This window comes from Scandinavium sp. M-37, from assembly GCF_043558715.1.
GTDB lineage: Bacteria > Pseudomonadota > Gammaproteobacteria > Enterobacterales > Enterobacteriaceae > Scandinavium > Scandinavium vulneris_A.
In genome coordinates this window covers 1-14,728 of the sequence record NZ_JBIGIN010000008.1, presented here as the reverse complement: position 1 = coordinate 14,728, position 14,728 = coordinate 1, and the positions used below count along the sequence as shown (strand labels likewise).

The 14,728-nt window shown below is 59.5% G+C and carries 14 protein-coding genes and 1 pseudogene; 5 read left to right on the top strand and 10 right to left on the bottom strand.

From position 1 onward, the window contains the following. Positions 1-35 precede the first annotated feature (35 nt). Both selD and ACG0Z5_RS08095 read left to right on the top strand, forming a co-directional pair. Positions 36-1,079, top strand: a complete 1,044-nt coding sequence (gene selD / locus ACG0Z5_RS08100; RefSeq protein ID WP_394446447.1) for a selenide, water dikinase SelD — start codon at positions 36-38, stop codon at positions 1,077-1,079. A gap of 4 nt (positions 1,080-1,083) precedes the next feature. After that, positions 1,084-3,009 (top strand): DNA topoisomerase III, encoded by a 1,926-nt coding sequence (locus tag ACG0Z5_RS08095; protein ID WP_394446544.1) that lies wholly within the window; start codon positions 1,084-1,086, stop codon positions 3,007-3,009. Between the two features lie 48 nt (positions 3,010-3,057). Here the strand turns inward: ACG0Z5_RS08095 and gdhA are convergent, their stop codons facing one another. Beyond that, on the bottom strand, positions 3,058-4,392 hold the full coding sequence (gene gdhA, locus ACG0Z5_RS08090) for an NADP-specific glutamate dehydrogenase (protein WP_394446446.1): 1,335 nt from the start codon (positions 4,390-4,392) through the stop codon (positions 3,058-3,060). Positions 4,393-4,628: 236 nt separating this feature from the next. On the opposite strand from gdhA, the gene ACG0Z5_RS08085 reads away from it, so the two are divergent. Continuing rightward, complete coding sequence (locus ACG0Z5_RS08085; RefSeq protein WP_394446445.1) at positions 4,629-4,904, top strand: YnjH family protein; 276 nt, start codon at positions 4,629-4,631, stop codon at positions 4,902-4,904. Here the strand turns inward: ACG0Z5_RS08085 and ACG0Z5_RS08080 are convergent. Continuing rightward, entirely contained in the window at positions 4,864-5,280 is a 417-nt protein-coding gene (locus ACG0Z5_RS08080) for a pyrimidine (deoxy)nucleoside triphosphate diphosphatase (RefSeq protein ID WP_394446444.1), read from the bottom strand. The genes ACG0Z5_RS08085 and ACG0Z5_RS08080 overlap by 41 nt on opposite strands. A gap of 69 nt (positions 5,281-5,349) precedes the next feature. Between ACG0Z5_RS08080 and ACG0Z5_RS08075 the strand changes: the two genes are divergently transcribed. Both ACG0Z5_RS08075 and ACG0Z5_RS08070 read left to right on the top strand, forming a co-directional pair. After that, positions 5,350-5,916 carry a carboxymuconolactone decarboxylase family protein gene (locus tag ACG0Z5_RS08075; protein WP_394446443.1) on the top strand — a complete coding sequence of 189 codons (567 nt, stop codon included), beginning with the start codon at positions 5,350-5,352 and terminating at the stop codon, positions 5,914-5,916. Then, positions 5,909-6,562, top strand: a complete 654-nt coding sequence (locus tag ACG0Z5_RS08070; RefSeq protein ID WP_394446442.1) for a CDP-alcohol phosphatidyltransferase family protein — start codon at positions 5,909-5,911, stop codon at positions 6,560-6,562. The genes ACG0Z5_RS08075 and ACG0Z5_RS08070 overlap by 8 nt, the downstream gene beginning before the upstream one ends. Here the strand turns inward: ACG0Z5_RS08070 and ACG0Z5_RS08065 are convergent. From ACG0Z5_RS08065 to ACG0Z5_RS08030, 8 genes and pseudogenes are all read right to left on the bottom strand, one after another. Then, positions 6,559-7,866, bottom strand: coding sequence for a sulfurtransferase (locus ACG0Z5_RS08065; RefSeq protein ID WP_394446441.1), 1,308 nt, complete (start codon positions 7,864-7,866; stop codon positions 6,559-6,561). The genes ACG0Z5_RS08070 and ACG0Z5_RS08065 overlap by 4 nt on opposite strands. A gap of 75 nt (positions 7,867-7,941) precedes the next feature. Beyond that, entirely contained in the window at positions 7,942-8,574 is a 633-nt protein-coding gene (locus ACG0Z5_RS08060; protein WP_394446440.1) for an ATP-binding cassette domain-containing protein, read from the bottom strand. After that, the gene (locus ACG0Z5_RS08055; protein WP_394446439.1) at positions 8,574-10,109 is read right to left on the bottom strand and encodes an ABC transporter permease subunit; all 1,536 of its coding nucleotides are present in this window, start codon (positions 10,107-10,109) and stop codon (positions 8,574-8,576) included. Before ACG0Z5_RS08055 ends, ACG0Z5_RS08060 begins: the two co-directional genes overlap by 1 nt. Further along, the gene (locus ACG0Z5_RS08050; RefSeq protein WP_394446438.1) at positions 10,082-11,245 is read right to left on the bottom strand and encodes an ABC transporter substrate-binding protein; all 1,164 of its coding nucleotides are present in this window, start codon (positions 11,243-11,245) and stop codon (positions 10,082-10,084) included. Before ACG0Z5_RS08050 ends, ACG0Z5_RS08055 begins: the two co-directional genes overlap by 28 nt. Positions 11,246-11,255: 10 nt before the next feature. Next, positions 11,256-11,930 (bottom strand): TVP38/TMEM64 family protein, encoded by a 675-nt coding sequence (locus ACG0Z5_RS08045; protein ID WP_394446437.1) that lies wholly within the window; start codon positions 11,928-11,930, stop codon positions 11,256-11,258. A 28-nt stretch (positions 11,931-11,958) separates the two neighbouring features. Continuing rightward, positions 11,959-12,765 carry an exodeoxyribonuclease III gene (gene xthA, locus ACG0Z5_RS08040; protein WP_394446436.1) on the bottom strand — a complete coding sequence of 269 codons (807 nt, stop codon included), beginning with the start codon at positions 12,763-12,765 and terminating at the stop codon, positions 11,959-11,961. 127 nt (positions 12,766-12,892) lie between these two features. Beyond that, entirely contained in the window at positions 12,893-13,501 is a 609-nt protein-coding gene (locus ACG0Z5_RS08035) for a hypothetical protein (protein WP_394446543.1), read from the bottom strand. Between the two features lie 293 nt (positions 13,502-13,794). After that, positions 13,795-14,728 (bottom strand): annotated as a pseudogene (locus ACG0Z5_RS08030) (hypothetical protein); the annotation flags it as partial.

Below are 14,728 nucleotides of genomic sequence, written 5' to 3'. Positions count from 1 at the left end.
CTAACATAGCAGGATTGCAATGACAGGAGATGTCCATGAGCGAGCAAGCCATTCGTTTGACGCAATACAGCCACGGAGCCGGTTGCGGTTGTAAAATTTCCCCCAAAGTGCTGGAGACCATTCTCCACAGCGAGCAGGCGAAGTTTGTCGACCCGAACCTGCTTGTCGGCAACGAAACCCGCGATGATGCGGCCGTTTACGATTTGGGTAACGGCACGTCGGTCATCAGCACCACCGATTTCTTCATGCCGATCGTTGATAACCCATTTGATTTCGGGCGCATCGCGGCGACCAACGCCATCAGCGACATCTTCGCGATGGGCGGGAAGCCGATCATGGCGATCGCTATTCTCGGCTGGCCGATCAACACCCTCGCACCGGAAATTGCCCGGGAAGTGATTGAGGGCGGGCGGTTTGCTTGCCAACAGGCGGGCATTGCGCTGGCGGGTGGGCATTCAATTGATGCCCCGGAACCGATCTTTGGTCTGGCGGTCACCGGCGTAGTGCCGACCGAGCGCGTAAAGAAAAACAGCACCGCCCAGGCGGGCTGCAAGCTGTATCTCACCAAGCCGCTGGGCATTGGCGTGCTGACCACCGCGGAGAAAAAATCGCTGCTTAAGCCAGAACATCAGGGGCTGGCGACGGAAGTGATGTGTCAGATGAATATCGCGGGCGCGGCGTTTGCCAATATCGACGGCATCAAAGCCATGACCGACGTGACCGGTTTTGGCCTGCTCGGACATCTGAGCGAAATGTGCCAGGGCGCGGGCGTGCAGGCGCAAATCCGTTTTGCCGACGTGCCAAAACTGCCGGGCGTGGAAGAGTACATTGCCCAGGGCGCAGTGCCAGGCGGCACGAGCCGTAACTTTGCCAGCTATGGTCATCTGATGGGCGAAATGCCGGAAGCGTGGCGCAACCTGCTGTGCGACCCGCAAACCTCTGGCGGTCTGCTGCTGGCGGTGTTGCCGGAAGCGGAAAACGAAACCAAAGCCACGGCGGCGGAGTATGGCATCACCCTGACTGCGATTGGTGAACTGGTTACCGCCCGGGGCGGGCGTCCGATGATTGAGATTCGCTAACCGGATGCGCTTGTTTATCGCGGAAAAACCGAGCCTGGCACGTGCCATCGCCGATGTGCTGCCCAAGCCGCACCGTCGCGGCGATGGCTATATTGAATGTGGTAACGGTCAGGTGGTGACCTGGTGTATCGGCCATTTACTGGAACAGGCGCAGCCGGATGTCTACGACAGCCGCTATGCGCGCTGGAACCTGATGGATTTGCCGATTGTGCCGGAAAAATGGAAGCTGCAGCCGCGCCCCTCGGTGACCAAACAGTTAAACGCGATCAAGCGCCTGTTGAAAGAGGCCACCGAAGTGATCCACGCCGGTGACCCGGACAGGGAAGGTCAGCTGCTGGTGGATGAGGTGCTGGATTACCTCGAAATGCCCGCAGAAAAACGCCGGGAGGTTCAGCGCTGTCTGATTAACGATCTGAATCCATCGGCGGTCGAGCGGGCGATTTCTCGCCTGCGCTCTAACAATGAGTTTATCCCGTTGTGCGTGTCGGCGTTGGCCCGTGCCCGCGCCGACTGGCTGTACGGCATCAACATGACCCGCGCCTACACCTTGCTGGGGCGAAACGCGGGCTATCAGGGCGTGCTCTCCGTTGGCCGGGTGCAAACCCCGGTGCTCGGGCTGGTGGTGCGTCGTGATGAAGAAATTGAAAACTTCGTCGCCAAAGATTTCTTCGACGTGAAGGCGCATATCGTCACCCCTGCGAATGAACGTTTTACCGCAACCTGGCAGCCGAGCGAGGCCTGCGAACCCTATCAGGACGAAGAAGGGCGGTTGTTGCACCGTCCGCTGGCCGATCACGTCGTGGGGCGGATTGCCGGACAACCGGCGGTGGTCACGGCCTATAACGATAAACGGGATTCCGAACCGGCTCCGCTGCCGTTTTCGCTTTCCGCGTTACAGATTGAAGCCGCCAAACGCTTCGGGTTCAGCGCGCAGAACGTGCTCGATATCTGCCAGAAACTGTACGAAACCCACAAACTGATCACCTATCCGCGTTCCGACAGCCGCTATCTGCCGGAAGAGCATTTTGCCGGTCGTCATGCGGTGCTGAACGCCATTAGCGTCCATGCCTCTGGGCTGTTGCCACAGCCGGTGGTTGACCCGGAAATTCGTAACCGCTGCTGGGATGACAAAAAGGTCGATGCGCACCACGCCATCATCCCGACCGCGCGCAGTTCCTCGGTCAACATGACCGACAACGAAGCCAAAGTGTACGAGCTGGTTGCCCGTCAGTATCTGATGCAGTTCTGCCCGGATGCGGTGTTCCGCAAATGTCAGATTGATTTGGATATCGCCAACGGCAAGTTTGTCGCCAAAGCGCGGTTCCTCGCGGAAGCAGGCTGGCGCACGCTGTTTGGCAACAAAGAGCGCGACGAAGAGAACGACGGCACGCCGCTGCCGGTGGTGGCGAAAGATGATGAACTGCTGTGCGAAAAAGGCGAAGTGGTTGAACGTCAGACCCAGCCGCCGCGTCATTTCACCGATGCCACGCTGCTGTCGGCAATGACCGGTATCGCGCGTTTTGTGCAGGACAAAGATCTGAAGAAAATCCTCCGTGCGACGGACGGGTTAGGCACCGAAGCTACGCGCGCGGGGATCATCGAACTGCTGTTCAAACGCGGGTTCCTGACCAAGAAAGGGCGTTATATTCATTCGTCCGAAGCGGGACGGGCGCTGATCCACTCCCTGCCGGAAATGGCCGGGCGACCGGATATGACCGCGCACTGGGAATCCGTGCTGACGCAAATCAGCGAGAAACAGTGCCGTTATCAGGACTTCATGCAGCCGCTGGTCGGCACGCTGTTCGATCTCATCCAGCAGGCGAGAAGCACCCCGGTGAAGCAGTTCCGGGGGCTGGTTGCGCCGGGTGGCGAACAACAGAAGAAGAAAACCTTCAGCAAGGCGCGGAAAAAGAAAACCGAAGCGTCATGATTTAGCCCGATGGCGCCAGCGCCGTCGGGCAATCAAAAACCAAAAACCTTAAATCACACCCTGCGCCAGCATCGCGTCGGCGACTTTGACGAACCCGGCGATATTCGCCCCGCGCACGTAATGGGTGTGTTTATCTTCCCCGCCGTACTCCACGCACGCCTGATGAATATCGAGCATGATGTGGTGCAGACGGGCATCGACTTTCTCCGCTTTCCAGCCCATACGCGCCGCGTTTTGCGCCATTTCCAGCCCGGAGGTGGCCACGCCGCCCGCATTTGCGGCCTTGCCTGGTGCAAACAGCACGCCCGCCTCAAGGAACAGATCGGTGGCGGCGATGGTGGTCGGCATATTGGCCCCTTCGGCAACGGCCTTCACGCCGTTGGCGATCAGCGTTCGCGCTGCCTCGACGTCCAGTTCGTTTTGCGTCGCGCACGGCAGGGCGATATCCACCGGCACCGCCCACGGCTGCTGGCCTTCGAGGTATTGCAGGCCAAATTCGCGGGCGTAATCGGCGACCCGACCGTCACGGCTGGCTTTAATCGCCTCCAGCCGGGCTAATTTCTCAGGCGTAAACCCGGCTTCATCCACCACGGTGCCGCTGGAATCCGAGGCGGTAACCACCCGTGCACCCAGCGCCATCGCTTTCTCAATCGCATACTGCGCCACGTTGCCGGAGCCAGAGACCGCCACGCGCATCCCTTCGAAGCCCAGACCGTGGCGCTTGAGCATCGCGTCGGTGAAGTAAATCAGTCCGTAGCCGGTGGCTTCAGGGCGGATCAGGCTCCCACCGAACGACAGCCCTTTGCCGGTAAACACGCAGGCGGTGTTATTGGAGAGCTTTTTCATCATCCCGGCCATAAAGCCGACTTCACGCCCGCCAACGCCGATATCACCGGCGGGCACGTCGGTATCCGCCCCAAGATGGCGGTATAGCTCGCTCATCAGTGCCTGGCAGAAACGCATCACTTCGCCTTCGCTTTTGCCTTTCGGATTGAAATCACTGCCGCCTTTGCCGCCGCCCATTGGCAGGGTGGTGAGGGCATTTTTGAAAGTTTGTTCAAAGCCGAGGAACTTAAGGATCGACAGATTCACCGACGGATGAAAACGCATACCACCTTTGAACGGTCCAATTGCCGAGTTGAACTGCACCCGCCACGCGCGATTAACCTGTACCTGATTACGGTCATCGACCCAGGTGACGCGGAACTGAATCACGCGCTCGGGTTCAACCAGCCGCTCGAGCAGCGCCATCTGGCGATAGCGTGGGTTTTCATCGAGGAAGGGCCACAGGGTGGACATCACCTCGCGCACCGCCTGCGCAAATTCCGGTTGATTAGGATCGCGCTGCTGTACGCGGGTCAGAAACGTTTCCAGAGATTCCATTACGATAAGTTCCTCTAATAGTTATAACGGTATGATGTTGGTGTGTTTATTTTTTGCGGTTCGCTTTCTGTCGACTATCTCCGCTGATGCCGTGGCAGGCAAGAAAAAATCGTCGTCGTGAGGGAAAACTTATCATCAGCGGTCTGTCATAACCAAAAGCGATGACCATGAAAATTTAAGAAAACGGCGTCAGTGTCGATATAGTTATCAGAAGCGTTTTTAAAAAAGGAATGACGATGAAACGAGTATTGATGACAGGGTTATTACTTCTGGCTGCGTTTGGTGGGCAGGCGGCGCAGCGTTTTGGGCCGGACGTCGAGGTCAATGTGCCACCGGAAGTGTTCAGCAGCGGCGGCCAGCGAGCGCAGCCCTGTTCCCAGTGCTGCATTTATCAGGACCAGAATTACAGCGAAGGGGCAGTGGTCAAAGCGGACGGCATTCTGTTGCAGTGCCAGCGCGATGAGAAAACCATCAGCACGAATCCGCTGGTCTGGCGGCGCGTAAGGTCATAAAAGCTTCCAGCAGCGGAATATCGGCGGGGGCCAGATCCCAGCTGAACGCGGCTTCCGGTGTGACCCACACCAGCTGGCTGTGCTCATGCGCGGTCAGCTCGCCGTGATACTCCGGCACATGCCAGGCGTGGAGATGAATCAGACGCCCGGAAACTTCCCGCTGATGGCTCGCCACATACGCTGCGGGCAGGGCGTCGATACCCAACTCCTCGCGCAGTTCACGCCTCAGCGCCTCGGGCTGCGTTTCACCGGGTTCCACTTTGCCGCCGGGAAATTCCCACAGCCCGGGCTGGTCAGCCTGTAACGGGCGCTGGGCCAGTAAAATCAGCCCGTCTTTTTCAATAATCGCCGCCACCACATCAATTGTTTTGAGCATAGAGGTCAAGGTTCCTTTCCAGAGCGTGTCATACTATCTGAAATATTCAGGGTTTACAGGAGTTTCCGGGTGAAAAAACATCAACCGTGGGTGCCGCCGCTGGACCACATCCCGTCGTCACTGACCCCCATCGTGATGATGCAGAAGAAACATTACGGCGATGTGCTGCATCCGACGCGCTGGTGGGGGCGGATGCCGCGCCTGTTCTGGCTGGTGGCGCTGTTTGTCGGCTGGCTGGAGCGCAAGCAGGCGCGCCTGTCTCCGGAACTGCGCGCCCTGTTGATGACCCGCGTTTCGCAGCAGTGCCACTGCGCATTCTGTATTGATGCTAACACCCTGCGGCTGGCGCAGCGCTGCAATGCGCTGGAGAAAGTGCAGGCGGTGGCGAACTGGCAAGATTCGACGCTGTTCAGCGACGCAGAGCGTGCCGCGCTGGCGTATGCCGACGGGATGACCGCCACGCCGCCGGTGATTAGCGAGGATCAAAAGGCAACGCTCAAACGCTTTTATGCTGACGACGCTATCTGTGAAATGACCGCCCTGGTGGCGTTTCAGAATCTTTCGGCGCGTTTCAACGCCGCGCTGGATATCCCTTCGCAAGGGCTGTGCGACACCCAGGGGAAACCTCATGCTTGACCGTCATCTGCATCCCCGCCTGAAACCGGGGCTTAATCGCCTCGCCGAAACGCTCGACCGGCCGGGCATTTCGCCGGATGGCATTACCCTGGTGGGGTTTGCGATTGGCGTGCTGGCGCTGCCGTTTCTGGCGCTGGGCTGGTATATTCCGGCGCTGGTGGCGATTGTGCTCAACCGGCTGCTCGACGGGTTAGATGGGGCGCTGGCCCGGCGGCGTGGCCTGACCGATGCCGGGGGCTTTCTGGATATCGCGCTCGATTTCCTGTTTTACGCGCTGGTGCCGTTCGGGTTCATTCTGGCCGATCCCCAGGCTAACGCGCTGGCGGGCGGCTGGCTGCTGTTCGCGTTTATCGGCACCGGCAGCAGTTTTCTGGCATTTGCCGCCCTGGCCGCGAAGCATCAGATTGATAACCCCGGCTATGCGCATAAATCGTTTTATTATCTCGGCGGCCTGACCGAAGGCAGCGAAACCCTGGCGCTGTTCGTGTTGAGCTGTCTGTTGCCGCACTATTTTGCATGGATGGCGTGGCTGTTCGGCAGCCTGTGCTGGCTGACGACCTTTACGCGGGTGTGGAGTGGGTATCTGACGCTGAGTCAATTCTCTGGCCCGGCAAACAAAGATGCCGCCGGGCCAGATCGGCCTTAAAGCGAGGCGTCCGGGCCACGGCTGCCGTGGCTTACCGGGTTCTTCGCGTCCTGGCTCCATTCATACCAGCCGCCGTCGTACACCGAAATGTTCTGCCAGCCCATAGCCCGGGCGTACATAAAGGTTTCGGAGGCGCGCCAGCCGGTGCCGCAGTAGAACGACACCTGCTGCGATGGCAGGATGTGCCACTCAGCCCACATCGCAGCGATATCATCGGCGCTGCGCATGGTTCCGTCCGGATTGTGGAAATCTTCCATATGGGTGGAATCGCTGCCCGCATGGCCCCAACGCGCCCCGGCGATATCGCCTTTTGGCTTAATGTAGCTGTAGCCGCTGGTGGTGCCGATAAACTCCGGCCACGAACGAATGCTCACCAGCGAGGCATCTTTCCGCTGCAACAGGCTACGCGCCTGGTCGGTGCTCAGCATCAGCTGTGGCTGACCCGGGATCGTCGCCCCAAAATCTGGCGCAGGGGTGACCTTGCCCGGCGTGCCGCGCTCGACCGGCAAACCGGCGTCGGACCAGGTTTTCCAGCCGCCGTCTAACAGGCGCACGTCTTTCACCCCGGCATACAGCAGAATTTGCGCCACGCGGGCGGCGGCGTACACGTCACGGCCATATAAAATCACGGTGGTGTCGTGGCGGATCCCCTGTTTTGCCAGTAATGCTTTCAGCTTGTCGTCGGAGACTTTATTCCACAGTGGCTCGCTTTCGACGTCGTTAGTGTCGATATAACCCGCGCCCGGAATATGGCTCAGCAGATAGAACTTCGGCGCGCCCCAGGCGGCTTCAATCACTTTCCAGTCGCCTTTTGGCGGGGCGGTAACGGCTTTACCCTGCTGCAGATCGTGCAGCCACTGCGGATACACCAGCTGTTCGAAGTGCGGCAGTTTTTGCAGGCGATCCGGCTGCTGGAGCGCATCGCCGAGCAGGCTGATTTGGGTGAGTCCGGCTTTTTTCAGGCGCTCCGCTACCGCCTGGTTATCGCTCTGGACGCCGTATAAGGCGACCGGCGTGGAGGGCTGGAGCTGATGCTGTTTGATCCAGTCGGCAAGCTGCGCGTCGTTCATCGCCGCAAGCCAGGTGGCGGAAAGGTTTAGCGCCGCCGGTTCATGGCCTTGGCTGCCGTTCAGCACCTGCGGCCAGCCGTTGTAAAACGCGCTCAGACGCGTATCAATCGCGACCCCTTTCTGCTGTTGCAGTTGGGTAAAGGTCAGAGGAGAAAGCATATCAGCGGCGAAGGTAGCCGAGGAGGAAAGCCCGATCAGCAGGGCCAGCGCGGTCAGTTGAGAAACACGTTTCATCGAATTGCCCGTCAGAGGAAAATTGAAGCGACATTTTGAACTCCCGATTTAGGAAAATCCTTGCGCTGGCGCAGCTTAGCTCCAGCTTTCAAGCCGCAGACAGCGGCCACCGGGCGGAATATCGGCCACGTCGTGAGTGACCAGAATCACCGGAATATTGCGCCGCTGCACTTCGGCAAACACCCAGCTACGGAAACTGTCGCGCAGGGTGGCATCCAGCCCGCTGAACGGTTCGTCGAGCAACAGCGCGTCCGGGTGTGCCAGCAGGGAGCGTAACAGCGCCACCCGGGCCCGTTGGCCGCCGGAGAGCGTCGCCGGGTCACGCGCATAAAATCCACTCAGCCCGGCCTCTGCCAGCGCGGCTTCAACCTCCGGGCGACGTCGAGCGCGCGGCACCGCCCGGGGCAGGGCCAGCAGCAGATTTTGCCCAACGCTAAAGTGGTCAAACAGCAGCGCGTCCTGGAACAGAATGCCGATTAGCCGCCGTTCGGTCGGCAGGGTGTCGCAGCGCCGTTCGTTCAGCCACAGCTGGCCGCTGGCCTGAAAGGTCTGGTCCAGCGCGCCCGCCATCCAGGCCAGCAGCGTCGACTTCCCGCTGCCGGAGGCACCCATCAGCGTCAGGATCTCGCCGTTCTCAGCCTGAAAATCCACGCCGTTGAGCAGCGTCCGACCTCGCAGTTTGAGCGTCAGCGCATTCACGTTGAGCATTAACGGAGTCCTTGTCGAAAATGGCCGAGCGCCCTGAGCAGCAGGACGACCAGCAGGAAAAAAGTGCCGGGCAGCAGCAGTTGCCACAGCGCCTGGGTGGCAAGCATCGGCGTACTGCCCCCGCTGCTGAGCGCCACCGCGTCGGTAGTCAGGGTGGTGATGCGGCCACTGCCGAGCCACAGCGTCGGCAAATATTGCGCGATGCTGACCGAAAACCCAACCGCCAGCGCGGCCAGGATCGGGCGCAACAGCAGGGGGCATTTCAGCTGCCAGAAACAGCGCCCGCGCCCCCAGCCCAACGTGCGGGCAACGGTCAGTAAACGCGGGTCAAGCCGTCGCCAGGCGGGGCGCAGAATAAACAGCGTCCACGGCACCACCCACAGCAGATGGCCCCACAATACCGTGAGCCACTCCCCGTCCTGCCAGCTTAGCAGCGCCAGCTGATATTGCCCGGCGGCGAGCGGCAGGGCGGGCAGCACCAGCGGCAGCCAAATCCACGCCCCGAAGCGCAGCGGGCCGAACTCGAGCCACAGCAGGCCCAGCGCGACGCTCAACAACGATGACCCAAGCGCCAGCCACAGACTATTGTTGATGCTGTCGGGGTTCGCCAGGCTGCTGTCTGCCAGCAGGAATAGCGTTCCGACGCAGACTACACCGCTGAGCGGCAGCAGCCAGGCCAGCACGTTACCCGGGAATGCCACGGGAGCCGGGCGTCGGACGCCGTCCACGTTCGGCACCCCTGCGCGAAAACCGCGCCAGATAAGGTCGGCCCCCAGCATCAGCCCCGCGAGCATGACCAGCAGGAGAAGGCACGCCAGTGAGCCCATCGCCTGCTGCAAGGCATCGCCCTGCGACAGCCACTGCCAGGCCAGCACCGCCAGCGTCGGCGGATTGCCCGGGCCGAGGATCAGCCCCACATCAACCGCCGAGAGCGTCCAGGCGGCGGTGGCCAGCAGCACAATCCGCAGCTGCGGCAGCAGTCGGGGCAGGACAATCCACGCCAGGCACTGCCAGCGCCCGTAGCCCAGGCTGCGTAAGGTCAGGCTTTGTTCTGCCAGCCGCTTCTCACCGAGCAGGGCGTAGACCGCCCACAGCAGAAACACGCTCTCTTTCACCGCCAGCGTCAGGCCGAGGCCTATCCCATAGCGGTCGATAAACGGCGTCAATTGTGGGAACTGATGAAACAGCCAGCCGCCTTCGGCAAACAGCAGCAGCCCCGCGGTGGCAAAGGCGACATGCGGCACGGCCAGCAGCAACGGCAGACGCCCGGCCAGCCGTTGCCAGGCCACCGAAGGCCACAGGGCAGCGACCACCGCACAGGTGATCCCCAGCGCGCCTGATACCGCCAGCAGCGTGGACACCAGCGTCGCCAGCGCGGCCTGCGGCAGCTGCGGGTCGGCGAATAACGCCTGCCAGTTTGCAACCGTCAGCGCGGGGGTCAGCAACTGAACGGCGGCGGGCAGCAGCGGGAGATAAATCAGCCCCATTGCCGCCCACAGCAGGCCAGTCAGTGCGTACCGTAACGGCGCAGCCATTCCTGCTCCAGGGCATTAACCCAGGCCGCGTGCGGTTCCGCCAGCACCGGCGGGGTGGTTTGTGGCAGGGACGCGGCAGGCCACGGTTCAGGTAATTTTGTCTTGTCGAGCACCGTCGGATCGCCCCAGACCGCCGGGTCAGCCTTGCGCCGCTGCGCGGCAGGTGACAGCAGGAAATTCGCCACCACCTGCGCACCGGCCAGCGAACGGGCGTTGGCCGGGATAGTCACAAAATGGACGTTGCCGAGCATGCCCGCGCGGAAGCCAAAGCTGTAGCTGTCTGTCGGCAATTCACCGCTGGCGACTTTCTGGCTGGCGTGCATCGGGTTGAACGTCAGCGACAGGCGCAGGGTGCCATTCGCCAGCATCGCGTCCATCCGTGCCGGAGAGGCCGGGAAATCGCTGCCTTTACGCCACAGCTGCGGGTGCAGTTGGTCGAGATACGCCCACAGCGGCGCGGTGACGGTGGCAAAGGTCTGCGCATCCGGCGGCTGCTTTAAGGCTTCGGGTTGCGGGGTCAGGTTCAGCAACAGCTGTTCCAGAAAGGCGGTGGCGGTGAAATCCGGCGGGCGCGGATAGGTCACCGTCCCCGGATGGGCGGTGGCAAATGCCAGCAGTTCCGCTGGCGAGGCGGGAGGCTGCGGGGTCTGTTCCCGGCGGGCGATAAAGGTTAACTGCGCGCTGCCCCACGGGGATTCCGCCCCATCGGTCGGAATCGAAAAATCCTCCAGAACCGGCTTTTGCAGGTCGACATAACGCCAGTTCGGCAGGGCCTGCGCCCAACCGGTTTGCAGCAGGCCCGCTTCCTTCAGGGTGCGGAAGTTCTCGCCGTTGACCCACAGTAAATCGACCGAACCGCCCTGGCGGCGTCCGGCGCGGGCTTCGGTCTGAATACGTTTCACCGCATCGGCAGCATCAGCCAGATGGACAATTTTGAGGGTGACGTCGTAGTCGCGTTTAACCTCCCCGCTGACCCAGTCGAGATAGCGATTCACCGCCGGATCGCCGCCCCAGGCGTTGAACCACACGGTTTGCCCGCGAGCCTCGCTTTCGGTTTGCTGCCACGAGGTGTTCGCCAGCAGCGGGGCGCTCGCCAGTAATCCAGCCAATAAGATGCCATAACGCACACGGCGCATACGTACTCCTTTAACGGTGAAGAAAGCGGCCGAACAGCCTGCGTGACACCAGCGGCAGGACGCCGATCAGGGTGAGTGCCAGCAGCATGCCCGGAGAGAGAATATCCTGTAGGGAGTGTAGCTGACTCAGCTGCCGCCCGGCATTGAGGTAAATCAGGGTGGCGGGCAGCATCCCGAGCTGGCTCACCCACCAGTAGCGCCAGATGCCGATGCGCGTAATGCCTGCCAGCAGATTCACCACAAAAAACGGCAGCAGCGGCGTCAGGCGCAGGGCGAACAGATAGAACGCACCTTCGCGGGCGATACCGGCGTTCACGGTCGCCATCTGGCGGGCAAAGCGCTGGCTGACCCAATCGGCCAGCAGATAACGGCTGACCAGCATCGCCAACAGAGCGCCGAAAGTTGAGGCAAACGACACCAGAAGCGCCGCCAGCCAGAAGGGCAGCACCGCGGCCCCAAGCAGCGTTAACAGGGTGGCACCGGGAATGGAAAGCGCGGTAATCAGGACGTACACCAGAAAATAGATCAGGCTGGCGAGCAGAGGATGCCGGACATAGCCGTCAACGGCGGCAGCATGGGCGTGTTGCAACGTGCTCAGGGTGAGCAGGTCGCGGGGGAGGAACGCGAACCCCGCGACCATACAGGCTGCCAGCAACGCCAGCAGCACTATTTTAGGTGTGTTCAATTTTACGGGTAATCACTATTTAGCTGACTCAGCCCTTAAACGTCGCCCAGACCGGGGCGTGATCGGACGGTTTTTCCATGCTGCGGATGTCGTAGTCGATCCCGGTTTCGATGCAGTACGGCGCCAGGCCCTGGCTGGCGAGCAGCAGGTCAATGCGCAGGCCACGGTTGTCATCAAAGCCTTTCGAGCGGTAGTCAAACCACGAGAAGCGATCCTGGGTTTCCGGGTTGGCGTGGCGGAAGGTATCCACCAGACCCCAGCCCATCAGGCGATCCATCCACTCGCGCTCTTCCGGCAGGAACGAACATTTGCCGGTGCGCAGCCAGCGCTTGCGGCTGTCTTCGCCAATGCCGATATCCAGATCCGTCGGGCTGATATTCACATCACCCATCACCAGCACCGGATTTTCTTTTTTCAGTTCGCTGGTGAGGTAGTTTTGCAGGTTCTGGTAGAACGCTTCTTTGGCCGGGAATTTGGTTGGATGGTCGCGGCTTTCACCCTGCGGGAAGTAACCGTTGATTACCGTCAAATTGCCGAAGGGAGACGGGATCTCCGCCATGATGATACGGCGCTGGGCCTCTTCATCATCGCCCGGGAAGCCACGACGCACGGCAATCGGCGTCTCTTTGGTGAGCAGCGCCACGCCGTAGTGGCCTTTCTGCCCGTGGTAAAACACGTTGTAACCGAGCTTCGCGACATCCTCTAGCGGGAACATATCGTCGTGAACTTTGGTTTCCTGTAAGCCAATCACGTCCGGCTGATGCTTTTCGACGATGGCTTCCAGTTGATGTGGGCGGGCGCGCAGGCCGTTGATATTAAATGAAACAAATTTCATAGTCGCTGCCACTGTGCAAGGTGAATGATGCACGGATGTTAGCAGAATTTCAGACGTCGGTCAGGCAGATAAAAACGAACAGGGTTGTGCCAACCCGATGCGCTGGCACAACCACGACGTTATTCAATCAGTGGTCTGCTGACTGACGCTCCCAACGCGGCGCTTTCATATCTGCCGCGAACATCCACACCAGCTCACACAATAAGCCGCGGAGCGTGACCTCCATTTCAGGGGGCAAGGTTTGCTGGCACAGCAGCTGCGTCAGTGCCTGGCAATACTCGCACAGCGCAGTGTGGTCCGGGTCGAAATAGGATTCTGGCTCAGGGAATTTATCGACGGTCAGACGATCAACCAGATGCGGCGGAATAGGGTCGTTCAGCGTCGGGGCCAGCAAGGCCAGACAGGCGCCGAGGCGACCTAACAGCGCCAGCTTATAAACGCTTTCGTCACTGCCACATTCAACCAGGGTTTCAGCAAAACGGTCACAGCATTCGGCCAGATCGAGAAAATCTGATGAGGCGCTAAAAGGGAGTGTCAGTAAATCGCAGTCAGGGGAAAGGATAGTCGTCATAGGTAGTACTCCAACAAGTGGTAAATAAATACCGCCAGCGGAGAGGCTAATCTCGCGGGTGGCGGACCAGGAGAGGTTAGCCTTACCGGCCTTGTTGGGAACCGGCGCGTCTTTCGACGCCCTCGCCCGGCCCACCATTGGAGTGCAGCCGTGCGCACGACACAAACAAAAAAGGCGCGAAGCGCCATGTGTCGCCAACAAGTTTAGATCAGGAGGCTAATCCAGGCACCTGATTTTGCAGGTGCCGGGCGAGAATACTGCGATGGGGGTAGGTGAACAAGTGTGTTTCCGGAGGTTGTAGGGGAGGGTTGGGGGCTGGTATGAGCGAGGCGCTGACGTTACTACGACATTCAATTTCAAGTTGACTCTGTGGCGTCTATTAAGCCATGTAGATTCACTTATACAAAAATCCCCGGCCGTAGCCGGGGATGAGTTAAGGATTGGAATAATTCTACAGATTATGAAACCTGATGAAGCTCCACACCCTGTTGCACCAGAAGCTCAACGTTACTGCCCGCATGCTGGTAAACCTCATACTGAACACCGCCCGCCGTGACCTGACCAGCATCCTGCCAGGTGTTATGCGCCAGGTCTTCAACCTTCAGTTCTACCACATCACCGGCATCACCGGTTACCGCCAGTTGCTTATGACCATCCTGAATAAACAGGTTGTCATGCGCTTCGCTGAGGATGTCGTTTAATGTGAGGGTTTGTAGTGAGTTGTCATGCGTTTCAATTAAGTTAGATTGAGGTAGCTCGACCTGAGCAGGCTCATTTTTATGCGTTTCAACCGGGGATAATGTTTCAAGCATGTGTTCTGATCTGGCATCCTGAATGGAGATGCCATAGCCTGTAATATACGAGAGGCTTGCATGGACGCCTGAAGCATTGTCAACAACTGGCCCTGAAGAAGTATAATCGCTCGCTTGGAAGTAGCTAACAACATCACTTTGCCCAACGAGTTGTAACTGGCCCGAACTATTTTTGCTGTATAAGTCCCAGTAGACAGAAGCGCTACCACCATAAGGACCATCAGGATCTGATACATGTGCAGTAAAGGTCCAGTGGCCGCCACTGTTAACTTTCACTGAACCGACTGTGTTGTAATCATCATACTGCTTAAAATAAATAATCTGACCAGCCACACCGCTGCCATGTAATGTTGGCGTTGAGTCATTAATGGCTTTGTACCCTAAATGATTACCATTTGAATATATATTTTGGCTGTACTGGTAATTATCTTCAATATAATCAACCGTCGCCTTAGCCGGTGCTTGATTAGGAATATCCACATTCACCACCCAGCTGTTGCTCTCCGCACCCAGCTTACCGTCCTTCACTTCCTGAGCGGTAAAGACGTGCTGTCCTTCCGTGCGTGGCGTGACGGTGCTG